The organism is Paraburkholderia kirstenboschensis, assembly GCF_032806925.1.
Taxonomy (GTDB): Bacteria; Pseudomonadota; Gammaproteobacteria; order Burkholderiales; family Burkholderiaceae; genus Paraburkholderia; species Paraburkholderia kirstenboschensis.
In genome coordinates this window covers 2,173,610-2,189,502 of sequence record NZ_CP136512.1, presented here as the reverse complement: position 1 = coordinate 2,189,502, position 15,893 = coordinate 2,173,610, and the positions used below count along the sequence as shown (strand labels likewise).

Sequence of the window (15,893 nt, the reverse complement as noted above, 5' to 3'; positions counted from 1 at the left end):
CTCTGATCGACCGCGTTGCATGGAGGCTGAGCATGGCAGGGGCGGACATTTCAGTGTTGCTCGTCGACGATCACGCCGTGGTGCGCGAAGGCTACCGGCGTCTGCTCGAAGTGAATGCCGACGTGCACGTGTGCGGCGAGGCGGCCGACGCCGCGCTCGCCTATCAGCGCTTCTGTGCGCTGCGGCCCGATGTCGTCGTGATGGACGTGTCGCTGCCGGGAGCAAGCGGCATCGAGGCGATGCGGCGCATGCTCGCGCGCGAGCCCGATGCCCGGGTGCTGATTTTCAGCGTGCATGAAGAAGCGATTTTCGTGCGCCGCGCACTCGACGCCGGCGCGCTCGGCTATGTGACCAAGGCCAGCGCGCCCGATGTGCTCGTGGAAGCGGTTCGCACGATCGCGAGGCGCGCGAGCTACCTGAGCCCCGACATCTCGCAGGCGCTCGCGCTGCGCAACGCATTCAGCGAAGGCCCGCCCGGGCGGCAGTTATCCGCGCGCGAATTCGAGGTGCTGCGCCTGCTCGTACAGGGTTACACGCTGCCGAGCATCGCCGAAAAACTCGGTCTTAGCCAGAAGACGGTGGCCAATCATCAGTCCGTAATCCGGCAGAAGTTCGGCGCCGACAACGGTGTTCAACTCGCGCAAATGGCAAGCCGCCTCGGTCTTCAGTTCACCGGTTCCGCAAGCCCCGCCTGAGCGGGCACGCGAGCGCAAAACAGGAAGCCGCCTTCGGGCTTGCTCGCCACATGAAACTCGCCGCCGAGCGCCTCGACGCGCTCGCGCATGCCGATCAGGCCCAGCCCGTCGCGCGGTGCATCGAGATCGACGCCGGGGCCGTCGTCGGCCATGGTCACGACGATTTCGTCGATCGGTTCGTTCGCCTCTGCAGTCGCTTCTGATATGTGCGTGTGCGCCTCGCGCGGCGCGCGCACCATGAACACCTCCACGCGCGAGTTGCGTGCAAACTTCGAGACGTTCGTCAGCCCTTCCTGCACGAGCCGGTAAAGCGTGATCGTCAACGCGTCACTGAGCCTCGCGTAGTCGCCTTCTATCGTCAGCGAGAACGACGCATCGGGCAGCCGCTCGCGCCAGCCGTCGATGCAATGTTCGAGCGCGCTCGGCAAACCGAATTCGTCGAGACCGATGGGCCGCAGCCGCCGGATCATGCCGCCGATCTGCCGGTACACATGGCTAGCGCTCTGCATCAGACCGAGCGATATCCGATGAACCTCCGGCTCGCGCGCCGCAGACAGATCGCGGATGCGCGCCGCGTCGAGTGAAATTGCGTTCAGGTACTGGCCGAGTTCATCGTGCAGTTCCCGCGCGAGATGGCGGCGCTCGATCTCCTGCGCCTGCAACGCCTGATTGGCGAGACGCCGGTTATCGGCCAGCAGGCGTTCGGCCTGTTCCTCGAGCGCGCGTCGATACGCAAGCTCGCGGCGCGTCTCGCGATAGCGCCGCCACGCGAACCAGGCGAGGCCCATAGCAAGCACGCACAGCGTGCCCGGCAATTCGTCGAGCTGGAAGCGCTCCAGACCCCGCGTCCAGCGATAGGCGCGCTCGCTTGCATCGAACACCGAGCTGAGCACCGCAGCCAGCGTGGTCAGCGCGAGCACACATGCGAGATCGCGCGGAACCGTCGAATGCGGAGGATCGCGGCGCGCTGAGGAAGGTTTCGGGGAATCGCTCGACATCACGTTTGCATTCTACTCAGGCCGGTCGGATACGAAGTCTGGTTGCAACGAGTTAGGGAACGCTTCCTCGCGATTTCGGGAAAAGCTCCCGAGCTTCCGCGCGATGGCGCATGCGAAGCTTTGCACACCTTGAAAGAAAGCGCTACGCATGCCGCAACGCGGCTGCGCCACGAAGAAAGCGTCGCCCCGGCAGGAGACTGAATAATGAATATCGCATCACGCGTGCGCAGCGCCAATACCGTGCTTAACCTGCGGCGGCGTGCCGGCCTTACGCTTGGATTCGGCAGCGCGCTTGCGAGCATTTCAGTCGGCGCGTGGGCTGACGCGCAACCGGCGGTGGGGGCTTCGGCTTCGGCTTCGGCTTCGGCGGAAGTTGCCGAGACGGCTGCGGACGGCCCGACAATCACGCTCGCGCCCGTCGTGGTGGTCGGCACCACGCCGCTTCTTGGGATCGGCACGCCGCTCGCGCAGGTGCCGGCCAATGTGCAAACGGTCCACGCGCAAGACATCGCGCAGCAGCACCGCAGCACGCTCACCGATTACTTCGCGAAGAATCTGCCGAGCGTCGATATCGCCGACGCGCAAGGCAATCCGTATCAGATGAACGTCAACTATCGCGGCTTCACTGCGTCGCCATTGCTGGGCACACCGCAAGGCATTTCGGTGTTCGTCGACGGCGTGCGCGTGAACGAGCCGTTCGGCGACGTGGTCAACTGGGACGTGCTGCCACAGCAAGCCATCGACACGATTCAACTGATCCCGGGTTCCAATCCGACCTATGGCCTGAACACGCTCGGCGGCGCGCTTGCGATCTCCACGAAGAACGGCAAGACGAGCCCCGGCGGGGAGGCCGAAGTGGCGCTCGGCTCCTGGGGCCGCAAGAGCGCGCAGATCGAACAAGGCGGCACGATCGGGCAGAACCTCGACTACTACGTGACCGGCAACGTGGCCAACGACAACGGCTGGGCCGAACAGAATGCAAGCCGCGTGCGCCAGATCTTCGGCAAGCTACGTTATACCGATGCGGACACCACGCTGTCACTGTCGGCGGGCGGCGCGGACAACGATCTGCACGGCACGCAGACCATTCCGCGTTCGTTTCTTGGCAACCCGAAGCAGCCTTACACGTATCCCGACCAGAACCTGAACACGGCGGGCTACCTGACGCTCTCCGGCGAACACTACTTCAGCGACAACGTGGAACTGAGCGGCAATGCGTACTACCGGCATTTCCGCAACAGCAACCTGAGCAGCAACACCAATCCGAACTTCGGCTCCATCGAAGACGACGGCGACGTCGACACCACACAGGCGACCAACGAAAAATCAGTGGTCTCGACCGAGAGCTACGGCGCGAGCCTGCAGCTCACGCTGCTCGGCAAACTCGGCGGCATGGAGAACCAGTTCGTGGCCGGCGTGTCGGCGGACATCGCGAATTCGCGCTACACGGAATCATCGCAAGACGCGGTGTTCACCGACTCACGCGCGACGCTCGGCATCGGCGATTTCACGCAGCAGACCGCGGCGAAAACGCATAACGGCAACTACGGCATCTACATGCAAGACACGTTGTCGGTGACGAAGCAATGGTCGCTGACGCTTGCGGGACGCTACAACTGGGCCGATGCCACCATCGGCGACTCAAGCGGTCTTCAGCCGCAACTGAACGGACACCACACGTTTTCCCGTTTCAATCCGGCGGTCGGCATCAACTGGAATCCGACCTCGACATTCACGGCCTATGCCACCTATAACGAAGGAATGCGCTCGCCCACCGCGATCGAACTTGCCTGCGCGGACCCCGCCGCGCCCTGCTCGCTGCCGAACGACTTCGTGTCCGACCCGGCGCTGCAACCGGTGATCTCGAAGACCTTCGAGTTCGGCGCGCGCGGACGGGTCGGTCAGGCGACGACATGGAGCGCCGCCGTCTATAGAACGACGCTCGACAACGACATAGAGTTCATCAGCAGCAACGGCGCGGCGAGCAATCGGGGCTTCTTCCAGAACGTCGGCCGCACACGCCGGCAAGGCTTCGAGCTATCCGGGCGCAGCCAGTTGGGTCCGCTCGCCGTGACGGCGAGCTACAGCTATATCGACGCAACCTACCGGTCGGCCTGGACCGAGAGCAGCCCAAGCAATTCGAGCGCGGACGCGAACGGCAACATCGACGTGAAGCCGGGCGACCATCTTCCCGGAATTCCGGCGAACACGGTCAAGCTGCAGCTCGACTATGCAGCCACCGCGAAGTGGAAGGTTGGCGCGAACCTCACGTGGCGCGGCGGCATCTATGCACAGGGCGACGAAAACAACCAGGACGTGAACGGCAAGATCGCCGGCTATCTGCTGATCGATCTGGATACGTCGTACCAGGTGACCAAACAGTTGCAGGTCTTCGCGAACATCACGAACCTGCTCGACAAGCGCTATGCGAGCTTCGGCACGCTAGGCGAGAACTTCTTCAACGGCCCCAACCATACATTCGACGGCTCGAACCCGAGCAACGAGCAGTTCGTCGGCCCGGGCGCGCCGCGCGGGTTCTGGGTCGGCCTGCGCTATGCGTGGAAATGACAGGATGGATACGCGAGGCGATGACGCATGATGGACTCGTCATCGCCTTGCGCATGAACGACAGTCAGCGCGATTCGATCGAGCCGTCGCTATGCGGATAGGTCACGATGCCCCATGCGAGCGGCAACTGGCCGATCTGCGTAATCGGCTGATAGCTGCGCGCATCGAGCACGTAGACCGCGTCCGAGCGCCCGCAGGCCACCAGCAGTTTCGCGCCGTCCGGCGTAAAGCTGAAGTGCCAGCAGCGTTGCCCAACGGGAACGTCGGCGAGATGCTCGTAGCTGTGGCCTTCGAACACCTGGACCGTCTTGTCGCGCGCCGCGGCGACGAAGAGCCTCTTGCCCTCCGGACCGTACGCCACGCCGTATGGACCGAGCTTGGTATCCACGGTCCGGACGACCTTGAACGTGTGCGCGTCGATTACGACGAGCTTGCTCAACGACTCGAGCGTGACCACGTATTCCTTGCCATCCGGCGACAAGCGGATGCCGCGCGGACGCCCGCCTGCCGCGAGCTTCACGGTCCTGAGCGGCGCCCCCGTGCGCGCGTGATAGACGGAGACCGTGTCGTCGCCTTCGTTCGTGACGAGCATGCTCTTGCCGTCGCGTGAAAACTCGATGCCCTCGGTTTCGTGACCGCTCGTCACCGAACGCACCACGCGCCAGGTCTTCATATCGACGATCGCGATCTCGGCGGGCGGCTTGTTCGCATCGTCATCGTCGTCGGCGTGGGGTTTGTTGGCTGGTTCGTTAGCCGGCTTGCCGGGCTGCGCGTTGGCGGCGGGCGGGCCGCCGTCTTCGCCCGGCTCGTATGTGACGTACGCATAGCCGTTGTGCACGCGCACAAACTCCGGATTCTTGCCGATTTTGACGCGCTGCACGACTTCGCCCGAAGCCGTATCGATCACGGCGAGGTCGCCGGTATTCTTGTTGGCCACCAGCAGGCGCGAGCCGTCCGCATTCAGGCTCAGTCCGCGCGGGCCGCCCTCACCGACAGGAAATGTCCTCGTTAGCGTCATCTTGTCGAGGTCGATCACACCGACACCGGCCTTCTCGCTCGTCACATAAGCCGTTGGCGCCGCAGCTTGCGCCGAGGCCGCCGCGAGTGCGGCAAAGACAGCCGCGGTAGCCGCGGCTGAAACAATGGGACGTCCCCCTGTTGCTCTACGAACGCGTGTCTCCAGCATATTTTTGTACTCCGTTGTGAAAGCGCTGTGCCGCGCAAGCCCGGCATTCAAGCAAAGTAGTTCATTAAGGGAACGTTTGACAACGCAGAGCGGGCAGGAGATTTTCCCGAATTGACTCAGCAACCGCAGTAGCCGTTCTAAAACGCCGCCCAGCAGCGGAGAATGAACGCGCAGACTCGACGATGCGGCGCACGTCGGCTGCTTGTAGCCTGCTTTTCGCCTGCTTTTCGCCTCTCATGCGGCGCGAGTTGAAGGAAACGGTATGCAGCACTATGGTGTCGCGAATGTCTGGCAGAGCGGCGATCTCGTCACGCGCTCGATCCTCGGCACGCTTTTCATCATGTCCATCCTGTCGTGGACGGTCATCGTCGTCAAGCTGTGGCATGTCATGCGCATCAAGCGTGTGACCGGCCGCACCGACGCATTGTTCTGGCAAGCGGACAGCTTCGAGCACGGGCTGAGGGACCTGGGTGGCCTCGAGGGCGACGGTGGCGACGCATCGGCGGCGGTCTTGCGCGACAATCCGCTTCTGGCGCTTGCTGTCGCCGCTGCGGAGGCCGCGGATCATCATCGGCAAAACAGGCCGCATCTGCAAGACCGCATCGGCGTGTCCGACTGGATCGCGCGCCGCTTGCAGGGCACCATCGACGACATCATCGCCCATATGCAAAGTGGTCTCGCGGTGCTGGCGTCGATCGGCAGCACCGCGCCGTTCGTCGGCCTCTTCGGCACGGTGTGGGGCATTTATCATGCGCTGATCGTGATCGGCGAAACGGGACAGGCATCGATTGATCATGTCGCCGGACCGGTCGGCGAGTCGCTCATCATGACCGCGTTCGGGCTCTTTGTCGCGATACCCGCGGTGCTCGGGTACAACGGCCTGACGCGCGCGAACAAGTCGATCGTCACCCGGCTCAAGCGCTTCGCGCATGGACTTCACGCGTACTTCGTCACCGGCCTGCAACTGCCGCGTGCGTGACGCGATAGCGCGCTGCCTATGCTCATGCGGCACGCCCGTGGCGCTGAGGACCGTTAAAGGATCTGTTATCGAGGTCCAAAGAAACTCTGAGTTCAATTCACCGTCCCGCTCCGCTATCGTGACTGCACACCGGCGACATGCATGACGCCGCTCTGCAAACATGAAGAGGACTGGCCCATGCAAGCCCTGATCTTCGATGTCGACGGCACGCTTGCCGATACCGAAAGCGCGCACCTGCACGCGTTCAATGCGGCATTCGCGGAAGCCGGTCTCGACTGGCACTGGGACGAAGCGCTCTACGCGCGTCTTCTCAAGGTAGCGGGCGGCAAGGAGCGTCTGTTGCATTACTGGCGCATCGCCGATCCGCAGGAAGCCGAGGCCTCGGGCGTGAGCGGCGTCATCGACACAGTTCACGCGATCAAGACCCGTCATTACGCGGCACGCGTGCGCAACGGCGGATTGCCGTTGCGGCCCGGCATTGCGCGGCTGATCGACGAAGCCGCCGAGGCCTCCATTCCCGTGGCAATCGCAACGACCACCACGCCGGCGAATCTCGACGCGCTTCTACAGGGCCCTTTCGGCCCCGAATGGCGCAGCCGTTTCGCTGCGATCTGCGACGCGGGCACCACGCAGACCAAGAAGCCTGCGCCCGATGTCTACCTCGACGTGCTTCGGCAACTCGGTCTGCAAGGCGCGGATTGCATGGCGTTCGAGGACTCCGCCAACGGTCTGCGGGCGGCGCGCGCGGCGCTCGTACCCACTGTCGTGACACCGACCGCATACACAACGGAGGATTCTTTCGACGGAGCGTTAGCCGTGTTGCCTCATCTCGGCGATCCGCATGCGCCGATTCCATCCACCACGACAGGCCAGTGGCCCGCATGGGTGGATCTCGACGCATTGCGCCGCTGGCACCGCAATGCGTTGAACGAGGCCGCTGCCGTATGAGCAAGCAGCCGGTTTTCTCGCCGCAAGCGCTAACGCGAACGCATGCCGTGCTGATCGACCTCGACGGCACCATGGTTCACACCGCGCCGGATATCGTCGAAGCGGTGAGCCGCATGCTCGCCGACTTCGGTCAGGCGCCGTTGCCGTTCGACACGGTCAGCAGCTTTATCGGCAAAGGTGTTCCGAACCTCGTTCGACGCACGCTCGAAGCGGCGGCGCTCGACCGGCAAGTAGATATGAGCGACGCGTTGGCGATCTTTCATCGGCACTATGAACAGACCAATGGCAACTATGGCCATGTGTTCACGCACGTCGCTGCGGGTCTGCGAGAACTTCGACGGCTCGGCTACCGGCTTGCATGCGTTACCAACAAACCGGAGGCGCTGGCCGCGTCACTGTTGCTGATGACAGGGCTCGCGAATGATCTCGACCTGCTGGTTGCAGGCGATTCGATCGAGCGCATGAAGCCCGATCCCGAACCGCTATGGCACGCTTGCCGATCGCTCGGCGTGGATGTGGAGTGCAGCGTGCTGGTCGGCGATTCGCCGGTCGACCTAAGCGCGGCGCGAGCAGCCGGTATGCCGGTGTTCATCGTGAGCTATGGGTATGGCGGGCCGGATGGTCCAGCGGCGTTGCAATGCGATGCGATGATCGATTCCTTTGCGCAACTGCCCGCTCTGCTTGCGTCGCGCGAAGAGCGCTTGCGTGCCGACGCCGGGTCTTAGTTCTGGATGGCCTCGCGCGCTTTCGCAGCGCAACACAAAAGACCCGGCTGCGAAGTGACCGGGTCGTCAATTGATTTGTCGCCGACGAGCCGCCGAAGCGGCATGCCGCTGGCTACAACAGAATCAGCCGCATTAGAACTTATGACGGATACCGACAATCGCGAGCGCTTGCGAATCGGTGCCGTTGTAGCCATATGAGCCGATCGAAGCTTGCGCGTCCTGCGTCGTGCCGTCCGCGAGACGCTGCGTGCCGTTCGCGTGCTGGTAGGCCGCGACCGCGTAGAAGTCCGTGCGCTTCGAGATGTTGTAGTCCGCGCCAATGCTGACCTGATGGTAATGCGCCGACGTGTCACCCGATGCAGCGGTGTACGCATAACCCACACCCGCGACGAGTGCCGGGGTCGCCTGATAGGCAACGAAGGCCTTGCCGCTGTTGTACTTCTCGGTGCCCGAGAAGGCCGACGAGGCATCGCTCTTCAACTGCGTGTTGCTATAAGAAGCGCCCAGCGTGACCGGGCCTACTACGTATTGGCCGCCGATCTGCGCGATGCTGATCGACTTCGCCGACACGTATCCGTCGTTGATATGGCTGTCGAAGATGGAATCGGTCGTGCTGCTCGCCCAACTCGTGCGCCCGGCGGTCGCCGATGCGTTGGTCGCGCGCAGATATCCGCCAGCCAGCGAGAACGGGCCGTTCGAATACGACACGGCGCCGCTGTACGTATACCCCTGGCCCGCCTGGCCCGCGACGCCGCTGAATGCATACAGGCCTTCGAACTGCAGGCCGCCGTAGTTCGGCGACACGTATTTGACCGCGTTCGACACGCGAGCGCTGTTGTCGTTGTTGTCGACGTCGCCCGGCGTTGCAAACGCGGAGCCGAAGAAGTTGTCGGCGGTGACGCCCTGCACCATGTCCACGATCGGATCGTACTGGCGGCCGGCGGTCACCGTGCCCCAAGTGGCGCCGGTCAGCCCGACAAATGCCTGGCGGCCGAACTCGCGCGAGCCCTGACCGAGCTTGCCCGTACCGACGTCAAAGCCGTTTTCCAACGTGAAGATCGCCTTCAGACCGCCACCGAGTTCTTCCTGCCCCTTCAGGCCCCAGCGGTCGCCGCTCAGATTGCCGTTGATCATGCCCGCGAGGTTGCTGCCTGAATCGGCGTTATGCACATAGCCGATGCCCGCGTCGATCACGCCGTACAACGTCACGCTGTTCTGTGCATGCGCGGACCCCGCCGCGACGAGCAATGCGAGAGACGCCGAAGTCAATGCTGTCTTTTTCATCCTTGTTCCTTTATTCACGTTCTAGAAAAGCATTACGGACGCGCAGCATACATCGACTAAATAAAAATTCAATAAACGTGTTTGCAAATTACCAAGCCATTAGCATTACAAACTAATGCACAAATAATTAATGGCTATGTGACAACACATAGGCCCGAGTCCGGCGCAACGGCCTTCCCTGCGTGGAGACCTGGAGAAAGACCCGAACGTTGCGTAATCTAATGAGCGAATCGGGCGAAGTCAATCCATCGCAAAGAAGAGTTACTTTCTTAATCTTTTTCCGCTGAACCAGCGCACCGATTTTATTTCAATTAATTAATTTTCCTTTCCGTTTAATATGCTTCAAACGGGTCGACTTATTGAACCGGTCTACTTCGACTGCGTCAATGGCAGCCTATCGCGCAACCCAGCAGACTGAACGCGCCGACAATGCCGACGCCCGCGCCCAGTCCGAACGTCTCCAGCGAAGTCGCGCATCCTTGCAGAGTGAAGACCATCGCGATGGCGGTAGCCAGCACGAGTTGCCGTATTCTGCGTCGTCCCGCTTCGCTTGACTGACTGGTATCCATCATCTCTGTCCTCGTCCCGATAGCTCTGAATGAGGCGAGTGTAGCCATCCCGCCACCGGGCGAACGCTCGAACAGCGGGGAGAAGAATCGCACCGGTTACAAAACGTTGCGCGCTGCAAAATACGGCTTCAGCCGCGCGTGTGTCCGCACCGCTGGCCGATTTCACCGCGAATGCTGGCTCTCCCACATACCGGCGCCTTACAGCTTGTCATGCTGACAACTCAGGCGCGCGCGCGAAAGGAGGTCGCCATGTCGGTTTATGTGGATGAGGGATTCCGGCCCTGTGTCACGGAGTGCGCGACGGTCGCGTTCAGGGTGTGCTGCGACGACCGGGCGCAGATTTTCGAAGTGAGCGCGGATGCCTTGATCGCCTATTGCGGCGCGGCAAGCGCGCGAAAAAGGGACTTACTGCTCGCATTCGAAGGCGCCCAACGCGAGATTCTCACCGTGGCCGCGCAAAGGTGGACGTTCACGCCGAGCGAACCCGTGCGGCTGGGTGTCGACGAATTCCGTATGATCATGCATTAGTCAGCAAATAGGTACACAAGACTCGTGTCATGACCTGGATCGCCGCCCTGCCGATGTACAACGTCACGCCGTCGCTCGAAACCGAGTGGCGCGGGTGGCTCTCCGACGTGCTGCGCATGGTCAAACCCGCGTGCCGCATCGTCGAACCCGACGAAGAATTGCACGGCTTCTGGCGCCGGCCCAATCTGTTGATGTCGCAAACCTGCGGCTATCCGTTGATGCACGGCTTGCACCAACATGTGCAGTTGATCGCCACGCCGCGCTTCGACGCGCCTGGTTGCGAAGGCGCGCATTACGCGAGCGTGCTCGTCACGCGCCCGGATGCGCCGTTCGATACGCTGGCGTCGTGCCGCGGTGCGCGCGTCGCCTACAACCAGGACGATTCGAATAGCGGCATGAATGCGCTACGTCACGCGGTCGCGCCGCACTCCCATGAGGGTGCATTCTTCCGCGCTGCGGTGCGCACCGGTTCGCACGTCGGCTCGCTGCGGGCCGTCGCGGAGAATCGCGCGGACGTCGCTGCGATAGATTGTGTGACGTTCGCTTTCGTCTGCGATGAAATGCCCGAACTCGCACGGCGGGTCAGGCGCATCGGCATGACGGCGGCCTCGCCGGGACTGCCTCTCATTGCGTCGGACACGGTGCCCGCCGCGACGGTGGAAGCGCTGCGCGAGGCGCTTGACGAAGCGCTCGCACTGCGGCCCGATCGCGCACGACGCTTGCGTTTGAAGGGCTTTTCCACGCTGCCGCTCGACGACTACGAACGCATTGCGCAACTGGAAAACGAGGCGCGCGCGGCGGGATATACGCGCCTCGGCTGAGGCTTCGTGCTGCTTTTTCGCAGCAGGAAAGATCGCGCTTATTGCACGTCCAGCACCAGAAGCTGCGCACCGTCGGCGACCTGATCGCCAACCGCATACAGCACCTCGGACACTGTGCCCGCTGCCGGTGCACCGATCGTGTGCTCCATCTTCATCGCTTCCATCACGATAAGCGGCGTGCCTTTCTCCACCACCGCGCCCGGCTCCACCAGCACCGCGATGACCTTGCCGGGCATCGGCGCGGTCAAGCGGCCTTCGCCATGTTCGGCATCCGCGGCATGTGCGAGCAGGTTCTGCCACTCGAACGCCAGCGCGTGACCGAGACAGAACACATGGAACGTATCGCCGTCGATAAACACACGACCCGTGGCGCGCGCATCGCCTATCGTCGCGCGGTATTCATGCAAGCCCGCGCCGCTGGACCACGAGAAAGCTTCGCGCACGCCGTCGTGTTCGAGCGTTTGTGTCGCGCCGTCGCGTGCAAAAGCGACTGTGAACGCGTTGCCGCTTTCCCCGCTGCTTTCGATAGCGAGCCAGCCTAGCGTTTGCGTAAAGCCGCCGTTCAGGCGCCAGTGCGATAACGCGTCCCACGGCGACGCGCCGTGCGCGGTGCCGCCTTCGCGCGTGAGCAGTGCGGCGCACGCGAGCGCGAGCGCTTCCTTGAACGGCTTCTTTACAGGCGCGAACAACGCCTCGTGATGCCGCTCGATCAGGCCCGTATCGAGATCGCCCGTTACGAACGGCTCGCTCTCGACAATGCGCTGCAAAAACTCGACATTGGTATGCGGACCGACCACCTCGCACGCGTGCAGCGCACGGCTCATTCGCGCGAGCGCTTCCTCTCGCGTCGCGCCGTGTACGATCAGCTTAGCGATCATCGGATCGTAGTACGGCGTGATCGTGTCGCCCTCGCGCACGCCGCTGTCGATGCGCACGGGCGCCTTGCGGCCCTCGCCCGCGGCCGCATGGATCGCGAATTCCACGCCTTCAGGCATGCGTAAATGCTTGAGCGTGCCGGTCGAAGGCAGGAATCCGCGCGCCGGATGTTCGGCATAAATGCGCGCCTCGATAGCGTGGCCGTCAATCTTCAACTGATCCTGCGTGAGAGGCAGCGGTTGGCCCGCGGCTACACGCAGTTGCCATTCCACCAGGTCCTGACCCGTGATCATTTCCGTGACCGGGTGCTCGACCTGCAAGCGCGTGTTCATCTCCATGAAATAGAAATCGCCCGTGGCCGTCATGATGAATTCCACGGTACCGGCACCGACGTAGTTCACCGCGCGCGCGGCGGCCACTGCAGCCTCGCCCATTTCGCGCTTGATTTCCGCGGGCAATCCCGGCGCGGGCGCTTCTTCCAGCACCTTCTGATGACGCCGCTGCACCGAGCAATCGCGGTCAAACAGATAAACCGCGCCGCCGTGACGATCCGCGAAGACCTGCACTTCCACGTGACGCGGCCTCGTCAGATACTTTTCGATCAGCACTCGATCGTTGCCGAAGCTGCTCGCCGCCTCGCGCTTGCACGAAGCGAGCGCCGCGAGGAAGTCTTCGCTGCGCTCGACCACACGCATGCCCTTGCCGCCACCACCCGCGCTGGCTTTCAGAAGTACCGGATAGCCGATCGCATCCGCCTCGCTATGCAATAGTTCGGGGTTCTGATCATCTCCGTGATAACCGGGAACGAGCGGCACCGCCGCCGCGTGCATCAACGCCTTGGCTGCGGCCTTCGAGCCCATCGCCGCGATCGCTTCAACCGGCGGTCCAATGAACACGATGCCGGCGGCTTCGCATGCATGCGCGAAGTCTTCGTTCTCCGACAGGAAGCCATAGCCGGGATGCACGGCTTGCGCGCCGGTTGCGCGCGCCGCCTCGATAATGCGCGCCACGCGCAGATAGCTTTCCGCCGCGGTCGCTCCGCCGATATGTACGGCTTCATCGCAGGCGCTCACGTGCTTTGCATCGGCGTCCGCGTCTGAATAAACGGCCACGCTTGCAATGCCGAGCCGCTTGCAGGTTGCCGCGACGCGGCACGCAATTTCGCCCCGGTTGGCAATCAGGATCTTGTTGAACATGAGTTGTCTCGATCTCGGAATATTCTTCTGGTGAAGGCCTGCGAGCGCCTCGGAATGTCAGTGAGCCGCGCTTCAATCACGCCAGGCCGGCGTGCGCTTTTCGAGGAACGATGCGACGCCTTCGCGGCCTTCCGCGCCGGCTCGCGTGCGCGCGATACGCGCGGCCGTATCTTCGATCAATGCATCGTTCAACTCGCGGCCGGCCATGTCCTGCACGAGCTGCTTGCAATTGCGCACCGCTTGCGGACCGTTCGCGCACAGCGTTTGCGCGATCTGTTGCACGGTGGCATCCAATTGCCCGGCGCTGACCGCTTCGCCGACGAACCCAAGGCGCAGCGCCGTCCCACAGTCGAACTGCTCGGCGGTGATGAAATAGCGGCGCGACGCCTGCTCGCCCAACGCGCGAACGACGTACGGCGCGATAGTCGCCGGGATCAGACCGAGACGCGCCTCCGACAGACAGAAGCGCGCATTTTCCACCGCAACCACGATGTCGCACGCCGAGATGAGCCCCATGCCGCCCGCGTATGCGTCGCCGTTCACGCGAGCGATCACCGGCTTGCTGCAGCGATAGATGGACGACAGCATGTTCGCGAGCAGCATCGCGTCGGCGCGGTTCTCCTCGTCGGAGTAGGCGGCCATCTTCTTCATCCAGTTCAGATCGGCGCCCGCGCAAAAAGCCTTGCCGTTCGCGGCCAGCACGACCGCGCGCACGTCGTCGCGTGTGTTCAATGCCGTGAAGGCCGACGTGAGTTCCGCGATCATCGTTTCATTGAACGCGTTGCGCACATCCGGGCGATTCAGCGTAACGGTTGCAACGTACCCGGCGAATTCGACATTCAGTGTTTCATAGTGCATCGTGGCCGCTCCCATGCGTGGTGCTGCGTCACATCCGGAACACGCCGAAGCGCGTATCTTCGATCGGCGCATTCATCGCTGCCGACAGACCGAGACCGAGTACGTCGCGTGTCTGCGCCGGATCGATAACGCCGTCGTCCCACAGACGCGCGCTCGCATAGTACGGATGGCCCTGATGCTCGTATTGCTCGCGAATCGGCTGTTTGAAGGCCTCTTCTTCGTCGGCGCTCCATGAACCGCCTCTGCTTTCAATACCGTCGCGTCTGACCGTGGCCAGGACCGACGCTGCCTGTTCGCCGCCCATCACCGAAATGCGCGCGTTCGGCCACATCCACAGAAAGCGCGGCGAGAACGCGCGGCCGCACATGCCGTAATTGCCCGCGCCGAAAGAGCCGCCGATGATCACCGTGAACTTCGGCACCTTCGCCGTGGCCACCGCCGTTACCATCTTTGCGCCGTTACGTGCGATGCCTTCGTTCTCGTACTTGCGGCCCACCATGAAGCCCGTGATGTTCTGCAGAAACACGAGCGGGATCTTGCGCTGGCAGCACAGTTCGATAAAGTGCGTGCCCTTCAGCGCGGACTCCGAAAACAGAATGCCGTTGTTTGCAATGATGCCGACCGGATGCCCCCAGATATGCGCGAAGCCGCACACAAGCGTGGTGCCGTAGCGTGCCTTGAATTCGTCGAATGCGGAGTCGTCGACGATGCGCGCGATCACCTCGCGAATATCGAACGGCTTTCTCGTATCCACCGGAATCACGCCGTACATGCTCTTCACGTCGTAGCGCGGCGGCTTCGGCTCCTGCAACATGAGCGCCACATGCTTCGTGCGGTTCAGGTTGCCGACGATGCTGCGCGCAATCGCCAATGCATGCGCGTCGTTCTGCGCGAGGTGATCGACCACGCCCGACAGACGCGTATGCACGTCGCCGCCGCCGAGGTCTTCCGCGCTGACCACTTCGCCGGTTGCGGCTTTCACGAGCGGCGGACCGCCGAGAAAGATGGTCCCCTGATTCTTCACGATGATCGATTCATCGCTCATGGCCGGCACATATGCGCCGCCAGCGGTGCATGAGCCCATTACGACGGCAATCTGCGGAATACCCGCTGCAGACAGAGTCGCCTGGTTGTAGAAGATGCGGCCAAAGTGGTCGCGGTCGGGAAATACATCGTCCTGATTCGGCAGGTTCGCGCCGCCCGAGTCGACGAGATACACGCACGGCAAGCGGTTTTCGGCGGCGATTTCCTGCGCGCGCACGTGCTTCTTGACCGTGACCGGATAGTACGTGCCGCCTTTGACCGTCGCATCGTTGCAGACAATCACGCACTCGTGGCCCGCAATCCGTCCGATACCGGTGATCACGCCCGCGCCCGGCGCGTCGTCGTTATACATGCCGTAGGCTGCGAGTTGCGAGAACTCGAGAAACGGCGTGCCCGGATCGAGCAGCTTCTCGATGCGCTCGCGCGGCAGCAATTTGCCGCGCCCGGTGTGTTTTTCGCGTGCTGCCTGCCCGCCGCCCAGCGCGAGCTTCTCGACCTTCGCACGAAGATCGGCGACCAGCGCCTCGAGCGCCGCCGCGTTCGCGCGGAAGTCGTCGGAGCGCGGGTTCAGCTTGGATTCGATGATCGGCATTGCGTGGCTTCTCCTGTGTCGATCGG

Annotated in this window: 14 protein-coding genes; 7 read left to right on the top strand and 7 right to left on the bottom strand. The window is 62.9% G+C overall.

All coding sequences use genetic code 11. The features are described from left to right. The first annotated feature begins 32 nt into the window (after positions 1-32). Positions 33-695 carry a response regulator transcription factor gene (locus RW095_RS18635; protein ID WP_317017514.1) on the top strand — a complete coding sequence of 221 codons (663 nt, stop codon included), beginning with the start codon at positions 33-35 and terminating at the stop codon, positions 693-695. Here the strand turns inward: RW095_RS18635 and RW095_RS18630 are convergent. Continuing rightward, complete coding sequence (locus RW095_RS18630; protein ID WP_317017513.1) at positions 665-1,693, bottom strand: histidine kinase; 1,029 nt, start codon at positions 1,691-1,693, stop codon at positions 665-667. The two genes, RW095_RS18635 and RW095_RS18630, sit on opposite strands and share 31 nt — an antisense overlap. Before the next feature lie 204 nt (positions 1,694-1,897). On the opposite strand from RW095_RS18630, the gene RW095_RS18625 reads away from it, so the two are divergent. Then, on the top strand, positions 1,898-4,261 hold the full coding sequence (locus tag RW095_RS18625; RefSeq protein WP_317017511.1) for a TonB-dependent receptor: 2,364 nt from the start codon (positions 1,898-1,900) through the stop codon (positions 4,259-4,261). 64 nt (positions 4,262-4,325) lie between these two features. On the opposite strand, the gene RW095_RS18620 is transcribed toward RW095_RS18625, so the two are convergent. Then, on the bottom strand, positions 4,326-5,447 hold the full coding sequence (locus tag RW095_RS18620; RefSeq protein ID WP_317017509.1) for a YVTN family beta-propeller repeat protein: 1,122 nt from the start codon (positions 5,445-5,447) through the stop codon (positions 4,326-4,328). Positions 5,448-5,709: 262 nt separating this feature from the next. On the opposite strand from RW095_RS18620, the gene RW095_RS18615 reads away from it, so the two are divergent. The 3 genes from RW095_RS18615 (at position 5,710) to gph (ending at position 8,099) form a co-directional block, all read left to right on the top strand. Beyond that, positions 5,710-6,426 carry a MotA/TolQ/ExbB proton channel family protein gene (locus tag RW095_RS18615; protein WP_317017507.1) on the top strand — a complete coding sequence of 239 codons (717 nt, stop codon included), beginning with the start codon at positions 5,710-5,712 and terminating at the stop codon, positions 6,424-6,426. Between the two features lie 177 nt (positions 6,427-6,603). Continuing rightward, on the top strand, positions 6,604-7,374 hold the full coding sequence (locus tag RW095_RS18610) for an HAD family hydrolase (RefSeq protein ID WP_317017506.1): 771 nt from the start codon (positions 6,604-6,606) through the stop codon (positions 7,372-7,374). Beyond that, the gene (gph, locus tag RW095_RS18605) at positions 7,371-8,099 is read left to right on the top strand and encodes a phosphoglycolate phosphatase (RefSeq protein WP_317017504.1); all 729 of its coding nucleotides are present in this window, start codon (positions 7,371-7,373) and stop codon (positions 8,097-8,099) included. Before RW095_RS18610 ends, gph begins: the two co-directional genes overlap by 4 nt. A 132-nt stretch (positions 8,100-8,231) precedes the next feature. Here gph and RW095_RS18600 read toward each other — a convergent pair whose 3' ends face one another. Beyond that, positions 8,232-9,383 (bottom strand): porin, encoded by a 1,152-nt coding sequence (locus RW095_RS18600; RefSeq protein WP_128585909.1) that lies wholly within the window; start codon positions 9,381-9,383, stop codon positions 8,232-8,234. Between the two features lie 383 nt (positions 9,384-9,766). Then, complete coding sequence (locus RW095_RS18595; RefSeq protein ID WP_317017502.1) at positions 9,767-9,955, bottom strand: hypothetical protein; 189 nt, start codon at positions 9,953-9,955, stop codon at positions 9,767-9,769. A gap of 246 nt (positions 9,956-10,201) precedes the next feature. Here RW095_RS18595 and RW095_RS18590 point away from each other — a divergent pair, with 246 nt between their 5' ends. Next, positions 10,202-10,480, top strand: a complete 279-nt coding sequence (locus RW095_RS18590) for a hypothetical protein (protein ID WP_317017501.1) — start codon at positions 10,202-10,204, stop codon at positions 10,478-10,480. A 29-nt stretch (positions 10,481-10,509) separates the two neighbouring features. Beyond that, the gene (locus RW095_RS18585) at positions 10,510-11,301 is read left to right on the top strand and encodes a phosphate/phosphite/phosphonate ABC transporter substrate-binding protein (RefSeq protein ID WP_317017499.1); all 792 of its coding nucleotides are present in this window, start codon (positions 10,510-10,512) and stop codon (positions 11,299-11,301) included. Between the two features lie 38 nt (positions 11,302-11,339). Here the strand turns inward: RW095_RS18585 and RW095_RS18580 are convergent, their stop codons facing one another. From RW095_RS18580 to RW095_RS18570, 3 genes are all read right to left on the bottom strand, one after another. Further along, entirely contained in the window at positions 11,340-13,373 is a 2,034-nt protein-coding gene (locus RW095_RS18580) for an acetyl/propionyl/methylcrotonyl-CoA carboxylase subunit alpha (RefSeq protein ID WP_317017497.1), read from the bottom strand. Positions 13,374-13,445: 72 nt separating this feature from the next. Then, positions 13,446-14,231, bottom strand: a complete 786-nt coding sequence (locus RW095_RS18575) for an enoyl-CoA hydratase/isomerase family protein (RefSeq protein ID WP_317017496.1) — start codon at positions 14,229-14,231, stop codon at positions 13,446-13,448. A 28-nt stretch (positions 14,232-14,259) separates the two neighbouring features. Beyond that, positions 14,260-15,867, bottom strand: coding sequence for a carboxyl transferase domain-containing protein (locus tag RW095_RS18570; RefSeq protein ID WP_317017494.1), 1,608 nt, complete (start codon positions 15,865-15,867; stop codon positions 14,260-14,262). Between the last annotated feature and the right edge of the window lie 26 nt (positions 15,868-15,893).